The following is a 26657-nucleotide window of genomic DNA, read 5'->3' as shown; positions in this document are numbered from 1 at the left end:
TCAGAAATAGTGTTGAGTCAGAAACCGTATTATACTTGACAAATGGTAGAAAAAATCCCCACCAGAAAGAAATTCTGGTGGGGTATTTGGTGGGGAACCAAATAAAAGTAATTAGATTTTAGCGTTTTAAAACAATTCAAAATGCTATTAAATCAATCAAGTCACTTTAAATTAGGTTTATATTTTATTCCCACTCTACAGTTGCAGGTGGTTTACTTGTAATATCGTAGACGATACGGTTAACGTGGTCAACTTCGTTAACGATTCGAACAGAAATCTTTTGGAGAACTTCCCATGGAAGTTTCGCAAAGTCAGCCGTCATACCGTCAATTGAAGTGATAGCACGGATAGCGATAGTGTAGTCGTAAGTACGACCGTCACCCATAACACCGACAGAACGAACGCCTGTGTTAACAGTGAAGTATTGCCATACATCACGATCAAGACCAGCTTTAGCAATTTCTTCGCGAAGAATAGCATCAGACTCACGAACGGTTTCAAGTTTTTCTTCAGTGATTTCACCCATAACACGGATGGCAAGTCCTGGTCCTGGGAACGGTTGGCGCCAAACGACTTCGTCAGGCATTCCCATTTCAGTACCAAGAGCACGAACTTCATCTTTAAAGAGAGTGTTAAGTGGTTCAATCAATTCAAACTGCATGTCTTCTGGAAGACCACCAACGTTGTGGTGAGATTTGATTGTTTGAGCTGTTTCAGTACCTGATTCAATAATATCAGTGTAGAGTGTCCCTTGAGCTAGGAAGTCAACCCCTTTAAGTTTGCTTGCTTCGTCATCAAAAACGTAAACAAACTCGTTACCGATGATTTTACGTTTTTTCTCAGGGTCATCAACACCAGCCAAGAGGTCAAGGAAGCGTTTAGAAGCATCAACACGGATAATGTTAAGGCCAAATTTACCTCCAAGCATCTCCATAACTTGGTCGCCTTCACCTTTACGGAGAAGACCGTGGTCAACGAAGATACATGTCAATTGATCTCCGATAGCTTTTTGCAAGAGCACACCAACAACAGATGAATCAACTCCACCTGATAGTCCAAGAAGGACTTTGCGGTCGCCAACTGTTTCACGGATTTGTGCAATTTGCATATCAACGAAGTTAGCCATTGACCAGTCACCTTTGGCACCACAGATACCAAAAGCGAAGTTTTTCAAAATGTTGTTACCATATACAGAGTGACGAACTTCTGGGTGGAATTGGATACCGTAGAAGTTTTTCTCAGTATCTTCCATCGCAGCGAATGGGCAATCCACTGAGTCACCAACAAGATGGAAACCTTCTGGAATTTCTGTAACAGCATCACCGTGGCTCATCAGAACGACTTGTTCTTCAGGAGTTCCAGCAAAGAGCTCTGATTGGGCACGAAGGCGAAGTGTTGATTGACCATACTCACGGTTACCTGCTTCATCAGCAGGAACAACTTTACCACCGAGTTTGTGGGTCAAAAGTTGCATTCCGTAACAGATACCAAGAATTGGGATACCAAGCTCAAAAATTTCTTCGTCAATACCAAATGCACCTTCGGCATAAACAGAGTTAGGACCACCAGAAAGTACGATACCAATAGGATTGATGGCACGGACTTCATCAGCGGTAATTTTATGGCTCTTCAATTCAGAGAAAACGCCAAATTCACGAATACGTCGTGCAATCAGCTGATTGTATTGGCTACCATAGTCTAGAACAATGATTTTCTGCACATCATTCAAAGTAGAAATGTCAGTCATTATTACCCTTTCTTTTTACGTCACACATGGACTCTTTCTTATGCAATCATTGTATCACAAATTTATGGACTTAGCACCTAGATTTGTGGGATAAAATACAAGACGCTTAATAGCCTTTACAATTATCCCTCTTTTTTTGTAAAATAGGGATAACAAAGGGGGTATTAGATGCTACCAGCGTATATTCGCATACATGATAAGATTAAGGAAGATGTTGACGATGGTACTTGGAAAATAGGGCAACGTCTTCCTAGTGAGCGAGATCTTTGCGAGACTTTTGATGTGAGTCGCATGACTGTGCGTCAGGCGATAACACTTTTAGTGGATGAGGGAATTTTAGAACGTAAACCAGGCAGTGGAACCTTTGTGGCTAGCAGTCGAGTTAAGGAAAAGATGCGTGGAACTACGAGTTTTACTGAGATTGTCAAATCCCAAGGGAAGAAGCCATCTAGTGAGCTTATTTCATATCAACGTCTACATCCGAATGAGTTTGAAATCAAGAATTTAGGTGTCTTACCACAGTCCTATGTCATTCGTATGGAACGTGTTCGCTTTGCCGATGACATTCCAGTTGCCTATGAGATTGCCAGTATCCCTGAGAAAATTATCCGAGGTTTTAAGGAATCAGAAATTACCGAACATTTCTTCAAGACCTTAACTGATAACGGATATGAAATAGGGAAAAGTCAGCAGACCATATCAGCAAGTTTGGCCAATAGTAGTCTAGCCAAGCACCTCAAGGTTAAGACCGGTGATGCTCTCTTGAGTCTGACACAAATTTCCTTCCTCCAAGACGGGCAGGCTTTCGAATATGTACGAAGTTACTATGTTGGCGACCGTTTTGAATTTTATTTGGAGAACAATTAGAAGTCACTGCTTTTTTCTGCACAAGAATGGTGCTAACACCATGATTTTATGGTAAAATGGAGCTTATGGAAATTGAAAAAACCAATCGCATGAATGCCCTGTTTGAGTTCTATGCAGCCTTGTTAACAGATAAGCAGATGAACTATATTGAGCTATATTATGCGGACGATTATAGTTTGGCAGAAATTGCCGAGGAATTTGGTGTGAGTCGTCAGGCCGTATATGATAACATCAAGCGTACCGAGAAGATTTTAGAAGCTTACGAGATGAAATTACATATGTATTCAGATTACATCGTCCGTAGCCAAATTTTTGATGATATCATGGAAAAATACCCAGACGATAGCTATCTCCAGGAACAAATTGCAATTCTGAGCAGTATTGATAATAGAGATTAGATTCAAGCAGAAAGTAAGAGAGGAAATGATATATGGCTTTTGAAAGCTTAACGGAACGCTTGCAAGGCGTTTTCAAAAATTTAAGACGTAAAGGAAAACTTTCAGAGAAAGAAGTTCAAGAAGTCACTAAAGAGATTCGTTTGGCACTTCTTGAAGCGGACGTAGCGCTACCAGTTGTTAAGACATTTATCAAACGTGTTCGTGAACGTGCTGTAGGTCACGAAATAATTGATACTCTTGATGCTTCGCAACAAATCATCAAGATTGTTAATGAAGAATTGACTGAAATTCTTGGATCTGAAACATCTGAAATTGAGAAATCTCCAAAGATTCCAACAATCATTATGATGGTTGGTCTCCAAGGGGCTGGTAAAACAACCTTTGCTGGTAAATTAGCTAATAAGCTGATTAAAGAACAAGAAGCTCGTCCAATGATGATTGCGGCGGATATCTATCGTCCAGCAGCCATTGATCAGTTGAAGACTTTGGGACAACAAATCAATGTTCCTGTTTTTGATATGGGGACAGAGACACCAGCGGTTGAGATTGTCAAAAATGGTTTGGAGCAGGCACGTGCTAATAAAAATGACTATGTTTTGATTGATACGGCTGGTCGTTTGCAGATTGACGAGACTCTTATGCAAGAGTTGCGTGATATCAAGGATTTTGCTCATCCAAACGAGATTCTCTTGGTTGTAGATAGCATGATTGGTCAGGAAGCTGCTAACGTTGCCAAGGAGTTCAATGAACAACTAGATATCACAGGTGTCGTTCTTACTAAAATTGATGGTGACACACGTGGTGGTGCGGCTCTTTCTATTCGTGAGATTACTGGTAAGCCGATTAAATTTACGGGTACTGGTGAGAAAATCACGGATATCGAGACTTTCCACCCAGACCGCATGTCAAGCCGTATCTTGGGTATGGGTGACCTTCTTACCCTTATCGAAAAAGCTTCTCAAGAGTATGATGAGAAAAAATCTCTTGAGTTGGCTGAAAAGATGCGTGAAAATACCTTTGACTTCAATGATTTCATCGACCAATTAGACCAAGTGCAAAATATGGGTCCTATGGAGGATTTGCTTAAGATGTTGCCGGGTATGGCTAACAATCCAGCCTTGGCTAATGTTAAAGTAGACGAGAAGCAGATTGCACGCAAGCGTGCCATTGTATCATCAATGACACCAGAAGAGCGCGAAAATCCAGATCTCTTGACCCCAAGTCGTCGTCGCCGTATTGCCAATGGTTCAGGGAATACCTTCATCGAAGTAAACAAGTTTATTAAAGACTTCAATCAAGCCAAACAAATGATGCAAGGTGTTATGTCTGGCGATATGGAACAAATGATGCGTCAAATGGGTCTTAACCCAAATAATCTGCCAAAAAACATGCCAAATATGCCTGATATGGGTAATATGGACATGTCTGCTCTTGAAGGCATGATGGGTGGCGCTGGTATGCCAGATCTTGGAAATATGGATCTAAGCCAAATGCTTGGTGGTGGTCTTAAAGGTAAGGTCGGTTCATTTGCCATGAAACATGCGATGAAGCGTCAAGCTAACAAGATGAAAAAAGCTAAGAAAAAACGTAAATAAACTAGCAAAAGTAGTTGGTTTCACTTGAAGTCAACTGCTTTTTTTGATAAACTTATGTTAGTTTATTAACTTACGGAGGTGGCTATGTTTTCAGGACAAAGACTTAAAGAAATTCGAGAAGCGCAAGGAATGAGTCAAGCATCAGTAGCTAAGCATCTAGGGATTTCACGCTCCTCTTATTTTAATTGGGAAAATGGTAAGACGAAACCAAACCAAAAGAACCTATCGGTATTGGCTGAACTTTTCGGTGTAGCTGAGACCTATTTTCTGTCTGAACATGAGATTGTAGAAGTATATTTGGAATTAAATGAAGAAAATCGTCAAGAAGCTTTGCGACTTACTAAAGCTCTTCTTGAGGAGCAAGAAGCAGAGAAGCAGAAAGCACCTGTTATTCCACTATACTCTTACAAAGTTTTCGAGCGTTTATCAGCCGGAACAGGTTATACTTATTTTGGTGACGGCAATTATGATGAAGTTTTCTATGACGAAGAATTAGATCATGATTTTGCATCATGGGTATTTGGAGACTCTATGGAACCTACCTACCTAAATGGTGAAGTAGTGCTAATCAAACAAACAGGTTTTGATTATGATGGAGCGGTCTATGCTGTAGACTGGGATGGTCAAACCTATATCAAAAAGGTTTATCGTGAGAAAGACGGTCTTCGTTTAGTTTCTCTTAATAAACGCTATGGAGACAAGTTTGCTCCTTATGATGAAGACCCTCGAATTATCGGTAAAATAGTTGGTAACTTTATGCCTATTGAGGCTTAGTTGGCCTTTATCGATTGGGCATCTCAAACTAAATCTGTTATAATATAAGTAAAGCAAAGCCAATGATTTGGCTTTTTTTAAAGATTTTAAATGATATTTTGCTAAGAATACAAAAGGAGAAACATACATGGCTACTATTCAATGGTTTCCAGGTCACATGTCTAAGGCCCGTCGACAGGTTCAGGAAAATCTTAAGCATGTTGATTTTGTAACGATTTTGGTGGATGCACGTTTGCCACTTTCAAGTCAGAACCCTATGTTGACCAAAATTGTTGGCGATAAACCAAAGCTTTTAATTCTCAATAAAGCTGATCTTGCTGACAGTAATCGTACGAAAGAATGGCGTACCTATTTTGAGAGTCAGGGGATTAAAACCTTGGCCATCAATTCTAAGGAACAATCTACAGTTAAATTGGTAACAGATGCTGCTAAGAGTCTTATGACTGACAAGATTCAACGCTTGCGTGAACGTGGTATTCAGAAAGAGACCTTGAGAACCATGATTATTGGGATTCCAAATGCAGGGAAATCTACCTTGATGAACCGCTTAGCTGGTAAAAAGATTGCTGTTGTAGGAAATAAACCTGGCGTTACAAAAGGTCAACAGTGGTTGAAGTCTAATAAGGACTTGGAAATTCTTGATACCCCAGGAATTTTATGGCCTAAGTTTGAAGATGAATTGGTTGGATTGAAACTCGCTTTGACTGGTGCCATCAAGGACCAGTTATTACCAATGGATGAAGTCACGATTTTTGGTCTCAACTACTTTAAAACTTACTATCCAGAACGACTAGAGGAACGTTTTAAAGGGATTGACCTTGAAGAAGAGTCACCAGAAATCATTATGGAAATGACTCGAAAACTTGGCTTTCGTGAAGATTATGACCGTTTTTACAATCTTTTTGTCAAAGATGTTCGTGATGGAAAACTAGGCCGTTATACACTTGATATTGTTGGGGTCGATACTGATGGCGACAATTAAAGAAGTCAAGGAGCAATTGGCTACTTTGAGGGATCTTGACGACCCTAGATGGGCAAGTTTTGAGGACGATAGTCGGGCTGGTGTACAGACTGCCATTAAGCAACGCCGTAAGGCCATCCTCGCTGAAATTACTGAGGAAGAACGTTTAGAAACGATGCTTAATTATGAGAAATCACTCTATGCTCAGGGAGTAGAACTCATTGCAGGTGTCGATGAAGTTGGACGTGGACCTTTAGCGGGCCCAGTTGTGGCCGCTGCAGTCATTTTACCAAAGCTTTGCAAAATAAAAGGCCTAAATGACAGTAAAAAGATTCCAAAATCTAAACATGAAGCTATCTATAATCAAGTAATGAAGGAAGCAGTGGCTGTCGGTATTGGTGTTAAGGATAATCATGTGATTGATGACGTCAATATTTATGAAGCTACCAAATTGGCCATGGTAGAAGCTATTGAAAAACTCAATTCCCAACCAGAACATTTGCTAATTGATGCCATGACCTTGGACCTAGCTATAGGACAAACATCAATCATAAAAGGGGATGCTAATTCTTTATCTATTGCAGCAGCTTCTATCGTAGCAAAGGTGACTCGGGATAAGATGATGGCTGATTTTGAGCAGGAGTTTCCAGGATACGCCTTTGCCAAAAATGCAGGTTATGGCACCAAAGATCATCTGTCTGGTATAGATAAGTTCGGTGTCACACCAATTCATAGAAGAAGCTTCGAACCAGTAAAGTCAATAATAAAAAAAGTAGGTGAAGTGGAGTGATTTTAGCTATTGATATAGGAGGAACCTTTATCAAATTTGGATTAGTTGATTCTGATTTTAGAATTAGCAATCAATCTAAAGAGTCAACTCCAACGACAATAGACGACTTTTGGCGGACTTTAGAAAGCATAGTCTCATCATTTGAGAATGATATCTCAGGTATTGCCATTGCCTGCCCGGGTGAAATTAATAGTAAACGTGGCTTTGTTTTCAAAGGTGGTCTTATTCATTATTTGACAGCTATTCCTCTTGGGACACGCTTGTCCAAAACATTTCAACTGCCTGTTAAGGTTATCAATGATGCTGATGCGGCAGCTTTGGCTGAAGCAAGATATGGTAGTTTACAGGATTTAGATTGTGGTGCTGCCTTGGTTTTGGGTACTGGTGTTGGCTTAGGTCTCGTCTCACAGGGGGTCTTGTTAACTCCTCTGTCGGTTACCCAATATTTGCGTGCTCCAAGTCCCCAAAGCATGGCTCAAACCGTTCTTCCTTTCCAGTTGGGGCTACTTAAGCATGCTCTATTTAGTCTCGTCGATAATAAAGGTTCAGCGGTAGGTTTCATTCATGAAGCTAGTCAAATACTCGGTTTAGAACAGGATGATGGTTTAGCCGTTTTCTCCGCTTTAAATGAAAATCACTCTGAACAACTAGAACGTCTATTTAAGGACTATTGTCATGAAATTGCTGTTTTGATTCTTAATTTGCAGAGTTTCTTCAAGTTGGATAGAGTTGTTATCGGTGGAGGCATTAGCAGACAAAATTCTTTGATAGAAGGTATAGTTAATGCTTATGAAGAGTTATTTAATGAAAAGTCTGAATTAGATTTTGAGCCGCTAACAATTCAAGCTTGTCATTTCCATAACGACAGTAACCTCCTAGGAGCAGCATCATATTTTGTTTCTGAAAATGCCTTATAGTTAATAAAAGTTCCATGAAGGAGCTTTTTTTCTATTTCTCTTGCGAATAATGAAATGGAGGTAGTTACATGAATAACTTTGAACTTTTTAAACTAAAAGCTGCTGGATTGACAAATTTAAACATCCTTAATATTTTAGATTATCAAAAAAATCAAGATAAAAAACTGAGCTTACGTGATATGGCAGTGGTATCTAAGTCTAAAAATGCAGTTCTCTTTATGGAAAAATACAAGAATTTAGATATTAAGCAGCTTAAGGAAGATTTTCAGCGTTTTCCGACTTTATCAATTTTTGATAAGGAATATCCCATTGAGCTGAAACATTCCTATAATCCTCCAGTTCTCCTCTTTTATCAAGGGAATATTGATTTGCTAAGTAAACCCAAGCTAGCAGTAGTTGGTGCAAGAAAGTGTTCTGAAACAGGCAAACAGTCTGTTCGAAAAATTGTTAATGAACTTGGGAATTCCTTTACTATTGTAAGTGGCTTGGCGCGTGGAATTGATACTTGTGCCCATATGGAAGCCTTGAAAAATAAAGGTAACACCATTGCAGTTATTGGGACTGGACTAGACGTCTATTATCCTAAAGAAAATAAAGCCTTGCAGGACTATATGAGTAAAAATCATCTAGTGCTTTCAGAATATGCACCGGGTGAACAACCCCTCAAGTATCATTTTCCCGAACGCAATCGTATTATTTCAGGATTGTGTCAAGGGGTTTTAGTTGTAGAAGCTAAGCTTCGTTCGGGAAGTCTTATTACTTGTGAGCGTGCAATGGAAGAAGGTAGGGAGGTTTTCGCCATACCTGGAAATATTTTAGACGGAAAATCGGATGGATGTCATCACTTGATTCAAGAGGGTGCAAAGTGCATTACGACAGGGTTTGACATCATTTCAGAGTTTTCTTGAAAATCAAACTTCTCCTATAGAGAAAAAGTTTTTTATTGACAGTTAAAGAAAAGGACGGTATCATGTTAGTTGCTCGGTCCAAGATGTTTCATTTTTTAATGTCTTGTGACTAGATTTTAGACAGATTAGTGGCGCAGCCAGTTTATAACATTATAAGGAAATAGTCTATGGCGACAGCAACGACAACAAAAACGAAAACTAAAGCAACAAAGAAAACAACGGCTAAAAAGGCGACTAAAAAGAGGGCGACACCAAAGAAAAATTTGGTTATCGTGGAGTCTCCTGCCAAAGCGAAAACTATTGAAAAATACCTTGGGCGCAATTATAAAGTTGTAGCCTCTGTTGGGCATATCCGTGATTTGAAAAAATCAAGTATGTCTATTGATTTTGAAAACAACTACGAACCTCAGTACATTAATATTCGTGGTAAGGGACCTCTTATCAATGAATTAAAGAAAGAAGCTAAGAAAGCCAAGCAAGTCTTTCTCGCAAGTGACCCGGACCGTGAAGGGGAAGCCATTTCATGGCATTTGTCACATATACTTGGATTAGAGCCAGAAGATAAGAATCGTGTAGTTTTTAACGAAATCACTAAAGACGCGGTGAAGAATGCCTTTGTAGAGCCACGCGCCATTGACATGGACTTAGTAGATGCTCAGCAAGCTCGTCGTGTCCTGGACCGAATTGTGGGTTACTCTATTTCACCTCTTCTTTGGAAGAAGGTTAAGAAAGGTCTTTCTGCAGGTCGAGTGCAATCGGTAGCTCTTAAGCTTATTATTGACCGCGAAAATGAAATCAAGGCTTTTAAACCAGAAGAATATTGGACAATTGATGGTGCCTTTAAGAAGGGTGCTAAGAAGTTTCAGGCTAGCTTCTATGGTCTTGATGGTAAAAAGCTCAAGCTCAACAATAACGATGATGTCAAAGACGTTCTCTCTCGCATCACAAGCGATGACTTTAACGTTGATAAGGTAGAGAAAAAAGAACGCCGTCGTAATGCGCCATTGCCATATACAACATCTTCACTACAACAGGATGCTGCTAATAAAATCAACTTCCGTACACGTAAGACTATGATGGTTGCTCAACAGTTGTACGAAGGGATTAATCTTGGTTCAGGCGCTCAAGGTTTGATTACTTATATGCGTACGGACTCAACACGTATCAGTCCAGTGGCTCAAAATCAAGCGGCTGAATTTATTACAGAACGCTTTGGCTCTAAGTATTCTAAGCATGGCAGCAAGGTGAAAAATAGCTCAGCAGCTCAAGATGCCCACGAAGCAATTCGCCCTTCAAATGTTTTCCAAACACCAGAAAGCATTGCTAAATATTTGGATAAGGATCAACTTAAGCTCTATACTCTTATTTGGAATCGTTTTGTGGCCAGTCAAATGACGGCTGCAGTATTTGATACGATGAAAGTGACCTTGTCTCAAAATGGTGTCATTTTCACTGCAAATGGAAGCCAAATCAAATTTGACGGTTATATGGCCGTTTATAACGACTCTGATAAAAATAAAATGCTTCCTGATATGGCTGAAGGTGATACGGTTAAGAAGGTTGTGACAACACCAGAACAACATTTTACCCAACCACCAGCACGCTATTCTGAAGCGACCTTGATCAAGACTTTGGAAGAAAATGGCGTTGGTCGTCCGTCAACTTATGCACCAACGCTTGATGTTATCCAACGTCGCTACTATGTCAAATTGGTAGCTAAACGTTTTGAACCAACTGAACTCGGTGAAATCGTTAATAGCTTAATCGTAGAATTCTTCCCAGACATCGTGGATGTTAAATTCACCGCCGAGATGGAAGGTAAACTCGATAAAGTTGAAATCGGTAAGGAACAATGGCAGAAGGTTATTGATGAATTCTTCAAGCCTTTCCAAAAAGAATTGGAAAAAGCTGAAGAAGGTATTGAAAAAATCCAAATCAAGGATGAGCCTGCTGGTTTTGATTGTGACCTCTGTGGCCATCCAATGGTTATCAAACTGGGTCGTTACGGTAAGTTTTATGCATGTAGTAACTTCCCTGACTGTCACAATACTAAGGCTATTACCAAAGAAATTGGTGTGACTTGTCCAACCTGTGGCCAAGGTCAGGTCATCGAACGTAAGACAAAACGTAATCGTGTCTTTTACGGTTGTGATCGCTATCCAGACTGTGAATTTACCTCGTGGGATATCCCTGTTGGACGTAACTGTCCTAAATCAGGCGATTACCTCGTCGAGAAGAAAGTACGTGGTGGTGGCAAGCAAGTTATCTGTAGTAACGAAGAGTGTGACTACAAAGAATCTGTTGTAAAATAAAAACAAAGCTATCTCAAGTTTTGACTTGGGATAGTTTTTTGTATGTTATCAAAAAAACTGATACTTTCCTTAAATTTGTTTTTTATACTAAAAATGAAAAGAAAGGAGAGTTATTATGAAACGTTTAAGTTTATCAGGTTTCCAACTCAAATATATAGCCCTAATTACTATGGTATTTGACCATATTCAATATTTTTTTGATTATACAGGGAAGATTCCCATTTGGTTTGCTATGATTGGGAGATTAGCGGCTCCCTTGTTCCTTTTTTCTGTGATTGAGGGTTTTATCCATACCCGTAACCGGAAGAAATACTTTCTAAAGATTTATTCTTTAGCAATTTTGATGGGATTGATTCAATTTGGGTTTTATAATTTTTTACATCCTCTAGTGAGAGCAGATGGTTTCTTTCCACAAAATATGATGCTGTCATCGTTTGCTATCTTGCTCGTTGCTCTTCAAGGCATTGCTTGGATTCAAGAAAAGAAATACCTTAAAGGGATACCAACTTTACTTTTCCCATTGTTGCTTCCATGGTTAATGCTGCCTTTATATTTGTCAGGTCAAGACAAACCAATCTTTATGTTCTTCCTAAATTTACTTAATTTCACAGTCTTGCCAATTCATACATTTATCAGCGATGGTGGAACATGGTTGCTGTTGACTGGTATCGCTATGTATCTTTGTCACAAGAATCTTAAGAAAGAGGTGCTTGCTTTTGTGAGTGTTAGTCTAGTTTGGCTACTAATGGCGATTGTTTTAAGTAGACCTTCTTTTCACGATTTGATGTTCAAATACATTGAATGGATGGAAATATTTGCAGCACCTTTAATGCTTTCTTATAATGGTCAAAGAGGGAAAGGGGCAAAATATTTGTTCTATGTCTTTTACCCAACCCATATTTATCTCCTTTACGCCTTGTCAGTTATCTTCTATAGATGATATGATAAGAGTAACGTTGAACGAAAGGAAAGGTTATGGCTCATATACTTGTTATTGATGATCAAGAAGATATTGTTCAATTAGTTGTAAAGGCTTTAGAGCTCCAAAACCATAATGTGACAGGACTTACAAGTGTTTTAGATTTGGATAAGAACTCTTTACCTCGATTTGACTTGATTTTACTGGATATCATGATGCCTGATGTTGACGGCCTACAGTTTTGCCATGAGATTCGAAATCAGGTGGATTGCCCTATCCTCTTTATTACAGCTAAAACGCAAGAGGCAGACATAGTCCAAGGTTTGACTTATGGTGCGGATGATTACATTTGCAAACCATTTGGGGTTAAAGAACTCCAAGCGCGTGTTGCGGCTCACTTGAGGCGTGAACATCGTGAGCGTCACCATAAGCTTTCACTTGGGGATTTTCAGTTTGACTTGTCTGCTCAAGAGCTTTATTTTGAAAATCAGTTGTTAGATTTGACAAAGTCGGAATATGGTATTTGCCAGTTTTTAGCTGAAAATAAGGGCCAAGTCTTTTCAAAAGAACAAATCTACACGCATTTGTACGGCTATGAGGATAAAGGCAGTCCGACAGCAGTGGCTGAACATATCAAGAATATCCGTGCAAAGCTTAAAGAAGTTGGGCAAAATCCTATTGAAACAGTTTGGGGGATTGGTTACAAGTGGCACTAATTAAAAAAGGAGAATACTCTCTAAGAACATTATTATTAACTTATGTTGCTAGCCTTACAGTTCTCTCGGTAATCAGCAGCCTGCTTATTTTGTATCTTTTTACCTTGGGGTATCGTTTTGGTCTTGTCATTCCAGCAAATCAGGTAGAAAGTGATTTGCATGCTGTGAGGAATGATATTGAGACATCTAAGGTCTTTAATCCCGATATCTTACCTGAAGGTACTAGTTATGTCTTTTTAACTAGGGAATTTAAGCTTAAGAAGTCTAATATGCCTGTTAATCTACAAGAGGAATCCTTGTTGAATTATCAATTCAAGAATGCTCATGGTGGCAAATATGGATATTTTCAGTCATTTGAACGATCAGATGGAATAGTCATCGTCAATTATCAACTATCACCTCGGTATCGTAATGAGTGGTTGAATCAGCATTTTCCTAATGCTAATCTTATGATGATCGGCTCAATGATGATGTCCGTTTTACTCATATTTGTTGTTTTAACATTGTTCTATGCTAATAAATTACGTCAACAGCTTAGACCGATACTGAAAGCTACAGAGAAAATAGCAGAGCAAGATTTGGATTTTCAAACCTCCCAATCTACTATTAAGGAATTTAATCAGGTTCTAAGTGGCTTAGACCATATGCGTTTAGCTCTTCGTGAATCTTTGATGGAAAATTGGAAGGCAGAGCAGGATAAGCAAAATCAGATTTCAGCCTTAACCCATGACCTGAAGACACCACTGACAGTTGCTCGTGGCAATGCAGAACTCTTAGCTATGACGCCCTTAGATGAAGAGCAAACGGACTTGTTAGAACATTTTCAAAAAGGGATTGAACAAGTTGATTCCTATGTTCAAGAGTTGTCCAAACTCAATAAAACGAGTTTGAAGAAAGCCTTGACGCTTGGAGAAGTTGAGGTCAAGGACTTTGTTGAAGATATTTACGACCAAACCTTATCACTGGCACAAACGAAACAAATTAAAGTTATATGTGCTAAGAAGGAAATTGAGAATGAAATCATGGGTAATTGGGATAGGCCCTTGTTGAATCGAGCTTTTATGAATATTGTTTCGAATGGGGTGGAATATACACCTAGCGGTAGCCAGTTAACCTTGTCTACCAAAATCGAATCTGATGAATTCAAGTTTATCTGTCTTGATTCTGGACCTGGATTTTCTCTTGAATCTCTTGAAAAGGCTACTCAGCTCTTTTATCAGGAGGATAAAAGTAGACAAAATCGCAATCACAGCGGACTTGGTCTGACTATTGCCAATGATATTGTTCGATTACACCATGGTAGTCTTACTCTTTCAAATGACAATACAAGGGGTGGAGCTAAAGTAACTATCATTTTACCCCTTTAAACTCAGATGACTCCTAGTCGCCAGACGAGGAGTTTTTTGCTATACTACTAAGAGTAAAAATGAAGAAAGATTTGTGGGGATAGGATTTTATCTTGTTCCCGAAGAGGTATTAGTGTCATGTCTCAATCAAAAGCAGATTATATTAACGTGATTGGAGCTGGTTTGGCTGGCTCTGAGGCAGCTTATCAGATTGCTAAACGTGGAATTCCAGTAAAACTTTATGAAATGCGTGGTGTCAAAGCAACACCGCAGCATAAGACAACAAACTTTGCAGAATTGGTTTGCTCTAACTCTTTCCGTGGAGATAGCTTGACCAATGCTGTAGGCCTTCTTAAAGAAGAAATGCGTCGTTTGGATTCTATTATTATGCGTAATGGAGAAGCTCACCGTGTGCCAGCAGGTGGTGCTATGGCGGTGGACCGTGAAGGTTATGCAGAAGCAGTGACAGCTGAAATTGAAAGTAATCCTTTAATTGAAGTTATCCGTGAAGAAATCACAGAAATTCCTGATGATGCCATTACAGTTATTGCTTCAGGTCCCTTAACTTCTGATGCTTTAGCTGAAAAGATTCATGAGCTTAACGGTGGAGACGGATTCTATTTCTATGATGCAGCTGCACCAATTGTTGATAAAGCGACTATCGACATGAACAAGGTTTACCTTAAGTCACGCTATGACAAGGGTGAAGCAGCTTATTTAAACTGTCCAATGACCAAGGAAGAGTTCATGGCCTTCCATGAGGCTTTGACAACAGCTGAAGAAGCCCCTTTGAATTCTTTTGAAAAAGAAAAGTATTTTGAAGGGTGTATGCCTATCGAGGTAATGGCCAAACGTGGTATAAAGACAATGCTCTACGGTCCAATGAAACCAGTTGGTTTAGAGTATCCTGAAGATTATAAGGGGCCACGTGATGGTGACTTCAAGACACCTTACGCGGTTGTTCAGCTTCGTCAGGACAATGCGGCTGGTAGCCTCTACAATATCGTTGGTTTCCAAACCCACCTCAAATGGGGAGAACAAAAGCGTGTTTTCCAAATGATTCCAGGTCTTGAGAATGCAGAATTTGTACGTTACGGGGTAATGCACCGCAATTCTTACATGGATTCGCCGAACTTGCTTAAACAGACCTTCCAATCAAAATCAAACCCTAATTTGTTCTTTGCTGGACAAATGACTGGTGTTGAAGGTTATGTTGAATCGGCTGCTTCAGGTTTGGTTGCCGGCATCAATGCTGCCCGTCTCTTTAAGGGAGAGGAGGAGGTTATTTTCCCTCACACAACAGCTATCGGGAGCCTTCCATATTATGTGACTCATGCTGAAAGTAAACATTTCCAACCAATGAATGTTAACTTTGGTATTATCAAAGAATTGGAAGGCCCACGTATTCGTGACAAAAAAGAGCGTTATGAAAAGATCGCAGAGAGAGCTCTTAAGGATTTGCAAACTTTTATAGATGCATAATGCTAACATAAAAAGCCTTCACAAGAGTGAAAGCTTTTTGTTTTAGAGAAGAGCGAATAGAAATATCGATTAACCAAAGAATTTCTTAGCGATATCTTGACCTTGTTTGATTTTAGCCCATTGTTGAGGTGTTGCCAACTCATTACCTGAGTCACATGAGGCGAAACCACATTGGTGAGAGAGGAAGAGACGTTCTTTTGGAAGGATTTGACTCGCTTTTTCAAGCAAATCGAGAACACGTTCTTCGTCATCAAGCTCAGTAGTTTTAGAAGACAAAAGTCCTAGTACAACTTCAGCTTTGCTGTCTTTGAGGGCTTCGAGAGCTTTGATATCACCAGCTGTATCGCTATCCCATTCAAGGAAGAAGCGGTCATAGTGTTGCTCTGCCAAGAACTTCTTGGCGATAGCTTCGTAAGTTCCTTCAGCAGCAGAACGGCTTTCATAGTTACCACGACAGTTGTGGGTCCAAACCGTTAAACCAAGTTCGTGAGCATAGTCTACAACCTCGTTGTTGATAGCTACAAATTCATCGGCCAATTCAGCAAGATCAGCATTACCTTCTGCAAAGAAACTTGCAGGGTTTGATGGGTCAAAAAGTTCCCAGAGACAGTCATCAAATTGAACGATTTTGCCACCAACAGCCTTGTATTCTTCCAAGAATTCTTTATAGGCATTAATGAGACCTTTTTTGAGGTCTTCGTTTGTTTCATAGACTTGTCCAGGACCAGCCAAACGGTCAAAGATAGCAAGTTCAGTGTAGGCATGAGCAGGTCCCCAGATAGTTTGTTTGGTATCTTCATCACCAGCTTCAGCCTTAACCAATTTGTAAATATCTAGGTAGTGGTGGTTTTTACCTGAGAGAGGTTCAGTGATGCGAATACCGATATCTTTACGAGTTTCATATTGACCACCATCATGGTCTTTAAAAGTGTAGCCATGCTCAGCAATGTAGCGTTCAATACCTTTGAATCCCCAGACAAAGTCTAAGTGCCACATAGAACGTCCAAACTCACCATCGGTAAGAATGTCAATACCGTTAGCTTTTTGGTCAGCCACAATTTGCTTAATATTTGCAGTTTCAGTTTCTTGATAACCAGGAAGGGCATCATAGAAAGGATACTGGATGTCGTCACGATGCTCGATTTCATCCTTGTATTTCCGGAGATCCGCAGGACGAAGAAGAGAACCGACTAATTGGAATTTAGATTTTGTCATTGTATTTACCTCGAAATGTCTATTTGAATCTATGATATAACTTATTTGAACTAATGAAAAATAGTTAATTTTTTGCCGCGGATATAGTTTTAGACTATATAAGGTTTAGCTCTGCAAAGTGGTACTTCCTATGGTAGAATAGAAAGAAAACGATGAAGGTTGGGAACATGCAAAAAACATTCTTTATTATTAAACCAGATGCTGTTAAACGCCATCTAATTGGTCAAGTGCTTGATCGAATTGAGCGACGTGGCTTCGTTATTGAGCGTATGGAAATGCTGATGCTTGACGAAGAACGTCTTAAAGAACATTATGCCCAATTGGTTGATAAACCCTTTTTCCCTAGTATTTCTGATTTCATGATGAGTGGCCCAGCAGTTATTGGTGTTATGTCTGGCCCAGGTGTTATCAAGTCATGGCGTGATATGATGGGAGCAACTAATCCTGGGGATGCAGCTCCTGGAACAATTCGTGGAGACTTTGCAACAGCACCAGATGGTGATATGATTCCAAATATCGTTCATGGCTCTGATTCAGAAGAATCTGCGGCTCGAGAAATTAAGATTTGGTTTGGTGAGTAGGATGGATATAGTACAGATTCAATCAGATTTAGCTAAGGGTGGACTATTGATTGATGTCAGAACTCCAGAAGAGTATGCAGAAGGTCATGTTAAGGATGCCTTGTTAATACCTCACACGCAGTTTTTCACAGCTGATATCCCAGCTAAAAAAGACGATTCCATTTATCTTTATTGTAAAATGGGGCCTCGTGCTGAATTTGCTGCAGGAGTACTGAAAGAACGAGGTTATACTAAGGTTACCAACTTAGGTGGCTTGGATGATATGGAGGCATTAGGCTTTAAGTTTGAAAAATAATAGTAATAAGGTCACTAGCGGTGACCTTATTTGTTTTCAGAAAAGTATGACAATTACTTGACAACGTTTTCACGAAGTAGTAAAATTCTCATTGAGTTAAGACAAAGCCTATGAAAATGACTTTGCCAGAACTTGATTAACTTAGCGTATTCCAATTGAGATAGGGCTTTTAATTAAGCTTGTGACTACAATTGGTAGAGGAGGATTTCGTATGTCAAAAGTTGCTATTGTTACAGGTGCAGGTCAAGGTATTGGTTTTGCGATTGCAAAACGTTTGGTTGAAGATGGTTTTAAAGTTGGGGTATTGGACTACAACGCTGAAACTGCAGAAAAAGCGGTTGCTGAATTGTCAGCAGACAAAGCATTTGCGGTTGTAGCTGATGTGTCTAAGCAAGCTGAGGTAGCAACAGCTTTCCAAAAAGTAGTTGATCACTTTGGCGACTTGAATGTTGTAGTTAATAATGCTGGTGTGGCACCAACAACACCACTTGACACTATTACTGAAGAACAGTTCCAACGTACATTTAACATTAATGTTGGTGGCGTTATCTGGGGTGCACAAGCTGCCCAAGCACAATTTAAAGCACTTGGTCATGGAGGTAAAATCATTAATGCGACTTCACAAGCAGGTGTCGTAGGTAACCCTAACTTGACTGTATATGGTGGAACTAAATTCGCAGTTCGTGGTATCACTCAAACTTTGGCGCGTGACTTGGCTGATTCAGGCATCACTGTAAATGCTTATGCACCAGGTATCGTTAAGACTCCAATGATGTTTGACATTGCCCACGAAGTTGGTAAAAATGCCGGTAAAGATGACGAGTGGGGTATGCAAACTTTTGCTAAAGATATTACCCTTAAACGTTTGTCAGAACCTGAAGATGTTGCAGCAGCAGTTAGCTTCTTAGCTGGACCTGACTCAAACTACATCACAGGTCAAACAATCATCGTTGATGGCGGTATGCAATTCCATTAAGATTAAGAGGGAGAGCGAAAGGCTCTCTTTTTTTGCTTGATAAAACATAATATTTCTGATAATATAAGGTAAATAAGAACGCTTAAAGGAGTCTTCCCATGTCAGACATTTTACACTATATTGCTGAGCACCCGTTTTTTAGTCTTATTCTATTGGGAATTGTTGTACTAGCCTTTGTTTTAGCTCCATTTTCAAGTAGTTCAACAGAGAACAAGCGTTCAGCTATTATTGATAAGCACTACAACGATACTTTTAAGAAATAAGACGGATTAAATGCACTCAGAAAGCAGATATTAGAGATAGGCAAATGCCTGTCTTTTTTGTATAATAGAAGGTAACGATTAGTTTTTTAACAATCACAAGTAAGAACTAGGAAAGAATAAAATGCCAAATATTGAAGAATTAAAACAACGACAGGAGAAGATTCGTAACTTCTCGATTATTGCTCATATTGACCATGGTAAATCAACGCTTGCTGACCGTATCTTGGAAAAGACTGAGACTGTGTCAAGTCGTGAGATGCAGGCGCAGCTCCTTGATAGTATGGATCTTGAGCGTGAACGTGGTATCACTATCAAACTAAATGCCATTGAGCTTAACTACACAGCTAAAGATGGTGAGACTTATATTTTCCACCTTATCGACACACCGGGACACGTGGACTTTACTTATGAGGTGTCACGTTCCCTTGCTGCCTGTGAGGGTGCTATCTTGGTGGTAGATGCAGCTCAAGGGATTGAAGCACAAACACTTGCCAATGTTTATTTGGCGCTTGATAATGACTTGGAAATCTTACCAGTTATCAATAAAATCGATCTTCCAGCCGCAGACCCTGAGCGTGTCCGTACAGAGGTTGAAGATGTGATCGGACTAGATGCCTCGGAAGCTGTGCTTGCATCAGCAAAGGCTGGTATTGGTATCGAAGAGATTCTCGAACAAATCGTTGAGAAGGTTCCTGCGCCTCAAGGTGATGTGGAAGCACCTCTCCAAGCCCTTATCTTTGACTCTGTTTATGATGCCTATCGTGGTGTCATCCTTCAAGTACGTGTGGTTAACGGAATGGTTAAACCTGGCGATAAGATTCAAATGATGTCTAATGGCAAGACCTTTGATGTTACTGAGGTTGGTATTTTCACACCTAAAGCTGTTGGCCGTGACTACCTTGCGACAGGTGATGTTGGTTATGTAGCTGCCTCAATTAAGACTGTTGCGGATACTCGTGTGGGTGACACAGTAACGCTTGCAGATAATCCAGCTGCAGAACCACTTCATGGCTATAAGCAAATGAACCCAATGGTATTTGCTGGTCTATATCCAATTGAGTCAAATAAATATAACGACTTGCGTGAGGCACTTGAAAAGCTTCAATTGAATGATGCCAGTCTTCAATTTGAGCCTGAAACGTCTCAAGCCCTAGGTTTTGGTTTCCGTTGTGGTTTCTTGGGTCTTCTTCACATGGATGTTATCCAAGAGCGTTTGGAACGTGAGTTTAACATCGATCTCATCATGACAGCACCATCAGTAGTCTACCATGTTAACACTACTGACGGTGAAATGCTTGAAGTGTCCAATCCATCTGAATTCCCAGATCCTACACGCATTGATGCCATCGAAGAGCCTTATGTTAAAGCTCAAATTATGGTTCCTCAAGAGTATGTTGGTGCTGTTATGGAATTGGCGCAACGTAAACGTGGTGATTTTGAAACCATGGAATATATTGATGATAATCGTGTTAACGTTATTTATCAGATTCCACTTGCTGAAATCGTCTTTGATTTCTTTGATAAATTGAAGTCATCAACTCGAGGCTATGCAAGTTTTGACTATGAATTGTCAGAGTACCGTCGTTCACAATTGGTGAAAATGGATATTCTTCTTAATGGTGACAAGGTCGATGCCCTTAGCTTTATTGTACATAGAGAATTTGCCTACGAACGTGGTAAACTTATCGTTGATAAACTTAAAAAAATCATTCCACGTCAACAATTTGAAGTTCCTATCCAAGCTGCTATTGGTCAAAAAATTGTTGCCCGTACAGATATCAAAGCCCTTCGTAAAAACGTCTTGGCTAAGTGTTACGGTGGTGACGTTTCACGTAAACGTAAACTCCTCGAAAAACAAAAAGCTGGTAAGAAACGTATGAAAGCCATCGGTTCGGTGGAAGTGCCACAAGAAGCCTTCTTGTCAGTACTTTCAATGGACGAAGAAGAGAAATAAGAGTAATAGTCAGAATGTGATGTTCTGGCTATTTTTGTAACATAACTTATATTTCTATGAATTAAGCTCATTTAGCTCATTTAATTCCTATTTAGTTGAATTGCCCTACTTTATAAGTAGGCTTTTTTAACTTTATTGAAATTTAAAATTTATATTTATACTGACGAAAATCCAGGTTATGATGAGTTAATTTTTTCTGAGGGAAGTAGTACCTTAGTCTTCGATAAAAAAGAAAATAAAATTACTAACAAAACTGAAAATCATACAAAATCTTTTGTAGTTATCCCTGAAGACAAACTTGACGGAGAAGCTAAGGGGGCTTTTAATAAACATAAGTCAGAATACAATGCTACTGATAATTTTATTTTTACAGCCAATAAAAAGTATGACAAGGATAGCCCAAATGTTTATGTAGCAGTTTTGAGTGATGGAGGTAAAACAATTCAAATAAATGAACTTGAATACAGTGGCAAGGACGATGATTATCTATATCATTTTTCCGGCAAATCAGAATAGAAAAAATCTATACTATATTAGACTTATAAATGTAGACAAACGTCAGAAAATGATGTTTGTTTTTTATTATGTCATTCGTCTAAAATTAAGAGTAATATAAATTTGGAATTATCTATTAAGCATTTTTCTCAGCTTTAGGCTATAATAGACATAAAGGAATGTTGGGAGGGCCACTATGGATATCACGAATTTTATTCCTAGTCAGCGACAGGCTATGTTGGAACGTTTTCAGCAAGTGGAGGCCTTGGGATTAGGCGCAATTCGTATTGAGTTGAAGGTTGCTAATCCTGTTGGCATTATTTATGAGTGCTACATTATGGCAGGCGAGAATTATTTTTCTGATCAAGCTGTGGTGTCTTTCCGTATTCTATACGAAAAGGACTTGGATAGGATTTCTTTGGACGTGGTGGACATCCCTGGGCGATCAACTTTGTCTAATTACCTCAAGCTCTTGGAAATCTTTGAAGGCTTACAAAATTATCTCAATCGAGAATTTGCAAAAGTAAAAAATAGTTAAACATCTGATAGCAATCAGGTGTTTCTTTTTACGTTTGAAGTGCAAAATTTCACAATCTTTTTTTCACAAGATTGTCTGAAAACTGTGCTATAATGGTAACAGAATTGTGAAGTGATTAAAGTTTGTGAAAAATGGAGCATACTTTAACTCTATGCGACTTATAACTTGAAAGGAAAGTGGGCTCTGTTTTTGAAGAGCCAGAAGGACTGTGTGCATGTCAGATGAAAAGCAATTGTATGGTGCAGATTTGGTGGTTGATAGTTTAATCAACCATGATGTTGATTATGTCTTTGGTATCCCTGGAGCAAAAATCGATAGGATCTTTGATACCTTGGAAGATAAAGGACCTGAATTGATAGTTGCTCGTCATGAGCAAAATGCTGCTTTTATGGCTCAAGGTGTTGGACGAATTACAGGTAAACCTGGTGTTGTTTTGGTAACATCTGGTCCTGGTGTATCCAATTTAGCTACTGGATTGGTAACAGCTACGGATGAAGGAGATCCTGTTCTTGCTATTGGTGGTCAGGTTAAACGTTCAGATCTTTTGAAACGTGCCCACCAATCAATGAATAATGTTGCCATGCTTGAGCCAATTACTAAGTATGCAGCTGAAGTACATGATGCAAATACCCTTTCTGAAACAGTAGCAAATGCCTATCGTCATGCTAAATCAGGGAAACCTGGCGCAAGCTTTATTTCAATTCCTCAAGATGTAACTGATGCTACAGTCAGTGTCAAGGCTATTAAGCCAATGACAGACCCAAAACTTGGATCGGCCTCTGTTTCTGATATCAACTACTTGGCGCAAGCTATTAAGAATGCGGTTTTGCCGGTTCTTCTTTTGGGAAATGGTGCCTCATCAGAAGCTGTGACTTCGTCTATTCGTCAGATTTTGGAAAATGTTAAATTACCAGTTGTAGAGACTTTCCAAGGAGCTGGTATTGTGTCACGTGAGCTTGAAGAAGATACTTTCTTTGGTCGTGTAGGTCTTTTCCGTAACCAACCCGGCGACATGTTGCTTAAGAAGTCTGACTTGATTATTGCCATTGGTTATGACCCAATTGAATATGAAGCACGAAACTGGAATGCCGAAATTTCAGCACGTATCATTGTAATCGATGTTGAGCCTGCTGAGGTGGATACTTACTTCCAGCCAGAACGTGAATTGATTGGTAATGTAGAAGCGACTTTAGATTTGCTTTTGCCTGCTATTCAAGGCTACAAATTACCTGAAGGTTCAGTCGAGTATCTTAAAGGGTTGAAAAATACAGTCGTCGAAGATGTAAAATTTGACCGTCAGCCTAAAGAAGGTACAGTACATCCGCTAGATTTGATTGAAGTATTACAAGATCAAACTGAGGATGATATGACTGTGACAGTCGACGTTGGTAGTCACTATATCTGGATGGCGCGCTATTTCAAATCTTATGAACCACGTCATTTGCTTTTCTCAAACGGGATGCAAACTCTAGGTGTTGCCCTTCCATGGGCCATTTCTGCAGCTTTAGTGCGTCCTAAGACAAAAGTAATTTCAGTCTCTGGTGATGGAGGTTTCCTCTTCTCAGCGCAAGAATTGGAAACAGCCGTTCGTTTGAAATTGCCAATTGTTCATATCATCTGGAATGATGGCCATTACAATATGGTGGAATTCCAGGAAGAAATGAAGTATGGTCGCTCTTCAGGGGTTGACTTTGGTCCAGTTGATTTTGTAAAATATGCTGAGAGCTTTGGAGCAAAAGGATATCGTGCAACAAGCAAGGAAGAGTTTGCTAGCTTGCTTCAAAAGGCTTTGGAACAAGCTGTAGATGGACCTGTCCTTATTGATGTTCCAATTGATTATAAAGATAATATTAAACTTGGCGAAACTATCTTGCCAGATGAATTTTACTAAAAAGAGGGTGTAGACATGTCGGAAGCCATAAAACTATTTCAATATAATACCTTGGGAGCCTTGATGGCTGGGCTTTATGGAGGTACTTTAACAGTTGGTGAATTATTGGAGCATGGAGACTTGGGTCTTGGAACATTAGATTCTATTGATGGTGAATTGATTGTTCTTGATGGCAAAGCATACCAGGCTAAGGGATCAGAGGGTAAGGTTGAAGTTGTAGAAGTTTCTCCTGATGAAAAGGTTCCTTATGCGGCAGTCGTGCCTCACCAAGCTGAGGTTATCTTCCGTCAACGTTTTGAAATGACTGATAAAGAACTTGAAGAGCGCATTGAATCATACTATGATGGTGTTAATCTCTTTCGTTCAATTAAGATTAAAGGACATTTTAAACACATGCATGTCCGCATGATACCTAAGTCTACTCCTGATACGAAATTTGCTGAAGTTGCGACTCATCAACCAGAGTATGAAGCTGATAATATTTCAGGTACTATCGTTGGGATTTGGACACCTGAAATGTTCCACGGGGTTAGTGTAGCCGGCTATCATTTGCATTTTATTTCGGATGATTTGTCTTTTGGTGGGCATGTTATGGATTTCATTATAGATAATGGTATTGTTGAAGTCGGTCCAGTTGACCAACTCGATCAACGTTTCCCAGTTCAGGATCGTCAGTATCTCTTCGCTAAATTCAATGTTGATGAAATGCGTGAAGATATTACTAAGGCTGAATAAGCTCCTTTAAGAATATTAATAGATTATAGCGAGAACTTTCCTAGATGTTTAGGAAAGTTTTTTGTTTTTGAAATTATTTCGATATCGAAAGAGTTGACAGATGTAACCAGAAGAGTTACAATGAATTTGGAAGGTTCGATATAGAAGAAAAATCCAAAGAAAGACATGGTATTTTATAATGGATTATTTGAAAGCACTAGTAGAAGAGATTCACTCTGTTGTAGTTGCAACGGTTGATGAAACAGGACATCCGCATACAGCTGTTATGGACATGATGTGGGAAGATGGGAAAACCGTTTATCTTTTGACAGCTGACTTTAAACCTCTTTACAAGAGGATGAAGGAAGATGGACGTGTAGCGGTGACGGGGATGACTCAAGGAGCAGGAACCATGGATTGTGAATCCTTTTCCTTAACGGGTCAAGTCGAATGGATTAGTAAAGAGCATCTTGGAGAGTTGTTGGAAGCTAATCCATATATGTATGATATTTATCCGACAGAGGAGGGGCGTAGTCACCTACAAGTTTTTCGTTTTAAAGAAGCAGTAGGGGACTATTATGATTTGACGCAATTGCCTCTCTATCAGGCAAGATTTGAGATTGAGGTATGATAAAATGACAAAGATTGAAGAAGCAAAGAGAATTATTGAAGAAGCAGATAAGATTGTGATTGGAGCAGGTGCAGGTTTGTCTGCAGCCGCAGGTTTAACTTACTCAGGTTCACGTTTTGAAGTTTTCTTTAAAGACTATATTAGTCGTTACGGGATGCAGGATATGTATTCTGCTGGATTTTATCCTTTTGAGACCGCTGAGGAGCGCTGGGGCTACTGGGCCAAGCATATCTATCATAATCGTTACCAGCCTGAGAGTCTTCCTCTTTATCGAGATTTTTTCAACTTGGTTAAGGACAAGGATTATTTTGTGATTACGACCAATGTAGATGGGCAGTTTATGAAGACAGGATTTGCTCCGGAGCGTTTCTTTGAAGTGCAGGGCAACTACGGAGAATGGCAGTGCTCCCTTCCTTGTCGAAAGGAAGTCTTTGATAATGAAGGAGCTGTCATGGAGATGCTTAAAGAAATCAAGGACTTGAAAATTCCAACTGACTTGATACCTTATTGTCCTCATTGTGGGGCGCCAATGACAATGCATTTACGTGTCGATCATTCGTTTGTCCAAGATGAGACCTGGGAAACTTCTTATGAAGCTTATCAAAATTTTTTGGAAGGTATCGGAGATCAAAAGGTTGTCTTCTTAGAGTTGGGGGTTGGCTACAATACGCCGACCATCATTCGCTATCCTTTTGAGAAAATGACAGCCCTATTTCCAAAGGCTCATTTGATCCGCCTCAATCGTGATGATGTTGAAGGCTTTGGGGCTACAAAAGAAAAAACAATTTCTATAAAGGATAATATGAGGGAGGTTGTCCAAAAATGGCTAGTAGACTAGAATATTTGATTGAAGTTTTAAAAAGAGAGCAAGGATTGAAAGAGCTAGAGATTCCTGAAAAGGTAGAGGAGCAAGAAGTTTTGTATCGTGCTCTTCAAAATGTCCGCTATCCAGCACCAGTGACAGCAGACTTTCTCTATCAACAAGACCGCTATTTACAAGAAAAACTAGTAGAAAAAGGAGTTGTGAATTTAAAAGACTTGACGCCGATTCGGACCAATCTCTACCTGTGGCAAGGAGATATCACTCGCCTGGCAGTCGATGGCATCGTGAATGCGGCCAACAGCAAGCTTTTAGGTTGTTTCGCCCCTAATCATTCTTGTATTGACAATGCCATTCACACAGCGGCGGGGGTTGAACTCCGTTTAGCCTGTCACGAGCTCATGCAAGAACAGGGAAGAGATGAAGCTACAGGTCAGGCAAAAATTACCAAGGGCTACAACCTACCTTCCCGCTATGTCCTTCACACGGTGGGGCCTATTATCTATGAAGCAGTGACGGATTTGGAAAGACGACAGTTAGCCTCCTCCTATG

General features: G+C 39.7%; 27 protein-coding genes. 25 read left to right on the top strand and 2 right to left on the bottom strand.

Features of this window, described 5'->3' with window-relative positions:
- Nucleotides 1-184 precede the first annotated feature (184 nt).
- Nucleotides 185-1747, bottom strand: a complete 1563-nt coding sequence (gene guaA, locus RWZ99_RS05485) for a glutamine-hydrolyzing GMP synthase (protein ID WP_314676940.1) — start codon at nt 1745-1747, stop codon at nt 185-187.
- Nucleotides 1748-1915: 168 nt separating this feature from the next.
- On the opposite strand from guaA, the gene RWZ99_RS05480 reads away from it, so the two are divergent.
- The 13 genes from RWZ99_RS05480 (at nt 1916) to trmFO (ending at nt 15732) form a co-directional block, all read left to right on the top strand.
- Nucleotides 1916-2614 (top strand): GntR family transcriptional regulator, encoded by a 699-nt coding sequence (locus tag RWZ99_RS05480; protein ID WP_314676938.1) that lies wholly within the window; start codon nt 1916-1918, stop codon nt 2612-2614.
- A gap of 65 nt (nt 2615-2679) precedes the next feature.
- Entirely contained in the window at nt 2680-3012 is a 333-nt protein-coding gene (locus RWZ99_RS05475; protein ID WP_314676936.1) for a putative DNA-binding protein, read from the top strand.
- A 32-nt stretch (nt 3013-3044) separates the two neighbouring features.
- Entirely contained in the window at nt 3045-4607 is a 1563-nt protein-coding gene (ffh, locus tag RWZ99_RS05470; RefSeq protein ID WP_314676935.1) for a signal recognition particle protein, read from the top strand.
- 84 nt (nt 4608-4691) lie between these two features.
- Nucleotides 4692-5381: a helix-turn-helix transcriptional regulator gene (locus RWZ99_RS05465; protein WP_314676934.1), complete on the top strand. Its 690-nt coding sequence runs from the start codon at nt 4692-4694 to the stop codon at nt 5379-5381.
- Between the two features lie 127 nt (nt 5382-5508).
- Complete coding sequence (gene ylqF, locus RWZ99_RS05460; protein ID WP_314676933.1) at nt 5509-6363, top strand: ribosome biogenesis GTPase YlqF; 855 nt, start codon at nt 5509-5511, stop codon at nt 6361-6363.
- The gene (locus RWZ99_RS05455; RefSeq protein ID WP_314676932.1) at nt 6350-7132 is read left to right on the top strand and encodes a ribonuclease HII; all 783 of its coding nucleotides are present in this window, start codon (nt 6350-6352) and stop codon (nt 7130-7132) included. Before ylqF ends, RWZ99_RS05455 begins: the two co-directional genes overlap by 14 nt.
- Nucleotides 7129-8049 (top strand): ROK family protein, encoded by a 921-nt coding sequence (locus tag RWZ99_RS05450; protein ID WP_314676931.1) that lies wholly within the window; start codon nt 7129-7131, stop codon nt 8047-8049. Before RWZ99_RS05455 ends, RWZ99_RS05450 begins: the two co-directional genes overlap by 4 nt.
- Before the next feature lie 68 nt (nt 8050-8117).
- Entirely contained in the window at nt 8118-8957 is an 840-nt protein-coding gene (gene dprA, locus RWZ99_RS05445; RefSeq protein ID WP_314676930.1) for a DNA-processing protein DprA, read from the top strand.
- A 167-nt stretch (nt 8958-9124) separates the two neighbouring features.
- A complete protein-coding gene (gene topA, locus RWZ99_RS05440; protein ID WP_314676928.1) occupies nt 9125-11269 on the top strand; it encodes a type I DNA topoisomerase in 2145 nt (714 codons plus the stop codon).
- 115 nt (nt 11270-11384) lie between these two features.
- Entirely contained in the window at nt 11385-12209 is an 825-nt protein-coding gene (locus tag RWZ99_RS05435) for a TraX family protein (RefSeq protein WP_314676927.1), read from the top strand.
- Between the two features lie 35 nt (nt 12210-12244).
- A complete protein-coding gene (locus tag RWZ99_RS05430; RefSeq protein WP_314676925.1) occupies nt 12245-12904 on the top strand; it encodes a response regulator transcription factor in 660 nt (219 codons plus the stop codon).
- Entirely contained in the window at nt 12895-14271 is a 1377-nt protein-coding gene (locus tag RWZ99_RS05425; RefSeq protein WP_314676924.1) for a HAMP domain-containing sensor histidine kinase, read from the top strand. Before RWZ99_RS05430 ends, RWZ99_RS05425 begins: the two co-directional genes overlap by 10 nt.
- Before the next feature lie 117 nt (nt 14272-14388).
- Nucleotides 14389-15732 (top strand): methylenetetrahydrofolate--tRNA-(uracil(54)-C(5))-methyltransferase (FADH(2)-oxidizing) TrmFO, encoded by a 1344-nt coding sequence (gene trmFO, locus RWZ99_RS05420; RefSeq protein ID WP_314676922.1) that lies wholly within the window; start codon nt 14389-14391, stop codon nt 15730-15732.
- 69 nt (nt 15733-15801) lie between these two features.
- Here trmFO and RWZ99_RS05415 read toward each other — a convergent pair whose 3' ends face one another.
- Complete coding sequence (locus RWZ99_RS05415) at nt 15802-16947, bottom strand: cobalamin-independent methionine synthase II family protein (protein ID WP_314676920.1); 1146 nt, start codon at nt 16945-16947, stop codon at nt 15802-15804.
- Nucleotides 16948-17114: 167 nt separating this feature from the next.
- Between RWZ99_RS05415 and ndk the strand changes: the two genes are divergently transcribed.
- From ndk to RWZ99_RS05355, 12 genes are all read left to right on the top strand, one after another.
- A complete protein-coding gene (ndk, locus tag RWZ99_RS05410) occupies nt 17115-17528 on the top strand; it encodes a nucleoside-diphosphate kinase (RefSeq protein ID WP_190279340.1) in 414 nt (137 codons plus the stop codon).
- Between the two features lies 1 nt (nt 17529).
- Complete coding sequence (locus RWZ99_RS05405) at nt 17530-17823, top strand: rhodanese-like domain-containing protein (RefSeq protein ID WP_314676918.1); 294 nt, start codon at nt 17530-17532, stop codon at nt 17821-17823.
- Between the two features lie 211 nt (nt 17824-18034).
- The gene (locus RWZ99_RS05400) at nt 18035-18799 is read left to right on the top strand and encodes a (S)-acetoin forming diacetyl reductase (RefSeq protein ID WP_314676917.1); all 765 of its coding nucleotides are present in this window, start codon (nt 18035-18037) and stop codon (nt 18797-18799) included.
- A gap of 98 nt (nt 18800-18897) precedes the next feature.
- Complete coding sequence (locus tag RWZ99_RS05395) at nt 18898-19062, top strand: hypothetical protein (protein WP_314676916.1); 165 nt, start codon at nt 18898-18900, stop codon at nt 19060-19062.
- 121 nt (nt 19063-19183) lie between these two features.
- Nucleotides 19184-21016, top strand: coding sequence for a translation elongation factor 4 (lepA, locus tag RWZ99_RS05390; protein WP_314676915.1), 1833 nt, complete (start codon nt 19184-19186; stop codon nt 21014-21016).
- A 135-nt stretch (nt 21017-21151) separates the two neighbouring features.
- Nucleotides 21152-21532: a hypothetical protein gene (locus tag RWZ99_RS05385; RefSeq protein ID WP_314676913.1), complete on the top strand. Its 381-nt coding sequence runs from the start codon at nt 21152-21154 to the stop codon at nt 21530-21532.
- Between the two features lie 175 nt (nt 21533-21707).
- Nucleotides 21708-22049: a hypothetical protein gene (locus tag RWZ99_RS05380; RefSeq protein WP_314676912.1), complete on the top strand. Its 342-nt coding sequence runs from the start codon at nt 21708-21710 to the stop codon at nt 22047-22049.
- A gap of 214 nt (nt 22050-22263) precedes the next feature.
- A complete protein-coding gene (gene alsS / locus RWZ99_RS05375) occupies nt 22264-23940 on the top strand; it encodes an acetolactate synthase AlsS (RefSeq protein ID WP_314676911.1) in 1677 nt (558 codons plus the stop codon).
- Nucleotides 23941-23955: 15 nt separating this feature from the next.
- Nucleotides 23956-24675 (top strand): acetolactate decarboxylase, encoded by a 720-nt coding sequence (gene budA / locus RWZ99_RS05370; RefSeq protein ID WP_156246750.1) that lies wholly within the window; start codon nt 23956-23958, stop codon nt 24673-24675.
- Between the two features lie 178 nt (nt 24676-24853).
- Nucleotides 24854-25285, top strand: a complete 432-nt coding sequence (locus tag RWZ99_RS05365) for a pyridoxamine 5'-phosphate oxidase family protein (RefSeq protein WP_314676910.1) — start codon at nt 24854-24856, stop codon at nt 25283-25285.
- Between the two features lie 4 nt (nt 25286-25289).
- A complete protein-coding gene (locus tag RWZ99_RS05360; protein WP_314676909.1) occupies nt 25290-26123 on the top strand; it encodes a Sir2 silent information regulator family NAD-dependent deacetylase in 834 nt (277 codons plus the stop codon).
- Nucleotides 26108-26657, top strand: a 550-nt coding sequence (locus RWZ99_RS05355; protein ID WP_314676907.1) for a macro domain-containing protein, incomplete at its 3' end; no start/stop codon positions are given. The genes RWZ99_RS05360 and RWZ99_RS05355, both read left to right, overlap by 16 nt.

This window comes from uncultured Streptococcus sp., from assembly GCF_963545685.1.
Lineage (GTDB): Bacteria > Bacillota > Bacilli > Lactobacillales > Streptococcaceae > Streptococcus.
The sequence above is the reverse complement of the archived record's forward strand: the minus strand, read 5'-3'. Positions and strand labels throughout refer to the sequence as shown.

What these genes read in the sequence shown, in the direction of transcription:
- guaA (WP_314676940.1), bottom strand. Translation starts at nt 1,747, where the DNA reads ATGACTGACATTTCTACTTTGAATGATGTGCAGAAAATCATTGTTCTA.
- RWZ99_RS05480 (WP_314676938.1), top strand. Translation starts at nt 1,916, where the DNA reads ATGCTACCAGCGTATATTCGCATACATGATAAGATTAAGGAAGATGTT.
- RWZ99_RS05475 (WP_314676936.1), top strand. Translation starts at nt 2,680, where the DNA reads ATGGAAATTGAAAAAACCAATCGCATGAATGCCCTGTTTGAGTTCTAT.
- ffh (WP_314676935.1), top strand. Translation starts at nt 3,045, where the DNA reads ATGGCTTTTGAAAGCTTAACGGAACGCTTGCAAGGCGTTTTCAAAAAT.
- RWZ99_RS05465 (WP_314676934.1), top strand. Translation starts at nt 4,692, where the DNA reads ATGTTTTCAGGACAAAGACTTAAAGAAATTCGAGAAGCGCAAGGAATG.
- ylqF (WP_314676933.1), top strand. Translation starts at nt 5,509, where the DNA reads ATGGCTACTATTCAATGGTTTCCAGGTCACATGTCTAAGGCCCGTCGA.
- RWZ99_RS05455 (WP_314676932.1), top strand. Translation starts at nt 6,350, where the DNA reads ATGGCGACAATTAAAGAAGTCAAGGAGCAATTGGCTACTTTGAGGGAT.
- dprA (WP_314676930.1), top strand. Translation starts at nt 8,118, where the DNA reads ATGAATAACTTTGAACTTTTTAAACTAAAAGCTGCTGGATTGACAAAT.
- topA (WP_314676928.1), top strand. Translation starts at nt 9,125, where the DNA reads ATGGCGACAGCAACGACAACAAAAACGAAAACTAAAGCAACAAAGAAA.
- RWZ99_RS05435 (WP_314676927.1), top strand. Translation starts at nt 11,385, where the DNA reads ATGAAACGTTTAAGTTTATCAGGTTTCCAACTCAAATATATAGCCCTA.
- RWZ99_RS05430 (WP_314676925.1), top strand. Translation starts at nt 12,245, where the DNA reads ATGGCTCATATACTTGTTATTGATGATCAAGAAGATATTGTTCAATTA.
- trmFO (WP_314676922.1), top strand. Translation starts at nt 14,389, where the DNA reads ATGTCTCAATCAAAAGCAGATTATATTAACGTGATTGGAGCTGGTTTG.
- RWZ99_RS05415 (WP_314676920.1), bottom strand. Translation starts at nt 16,947, where the DNA reads ATGACAAAATCTAAATTCCAATTAGTCGGTTCTCTTCTTCGTCCTGCG.
- ndk (WP_190279340.1), top strand. Translation starts at nt 17,115, where the DNA reads ATGCAAAAAACATTCTTTATTATTAAACCAGATGCTGTTAAACGCCAT.
- RWZ99_RS05405 (WP_314676918.1), top strand. Translation starts at nt 17,530, where the DNA reads ATGGATATAGTACAGATTCAATCAGATTTAGCTAAGGGTGGACTATTG.
- RWZ99_RS05400 (WP_314676917.1), top strand. Translation starts at nt 18,035, where the DNA reads ATGTCAAAAGTTGCTATTGTTACAGGTGCAGGTCAAGGTATTGGTTTT.
- RWZ99_RS05395 (WP_314676916.1), top strand. Translation starts at nt 18,898, where the DNA reads ATGTCAGACATTTTACACTATATTGCTGAGCACCCGTTTTTTAGTCTT.
- lepA (WP_314676915.1), top strand. Translation starts at nt 19,184, where the DNA reads ATGCCAAATATTGAAGAATTAAAACAACGACAGGAGAAGATTCGTAAC.
- RWZ99_RS05380 (WP_314676912.1), top strand. Translation starts at nt 21,708, where the DNA reads ATGGATATCACGAATTTTATTCCTAGTCAGCGACAGGCTATGTTGGAA.
- alsS (WP_314676911.1), top strand. Translation starts at nt 22,264, where the DNA reads ATGTCAGATGAAAAGCAATTGTATGGTGCAGATTTGGTGGTTGATAGT.
- budA (WP_156246750.1), top strand. Translation starts at nt 23,956, where the DNA reads ATGTCGGAAGCCATAAAACTATTTCAATATAATACCTTGGGAGCCTTG.
- RWZ99_RS05365 (WP_314676910.1), top strand. Translation starts at nt 24,854, where the DNA reads ATGGATTATTTGAAAGCACTAGTAGAAGAGATTCACTCTGTTGTAGTT.
- RWZ99_RS05360 (WP_314676909.1), top strand. Translation starts at nt 25,290, where the DNA reads ATGACAAAGATTGAAGAAGCAAAGAGAATTATTGAAGAAGCAGATAAG.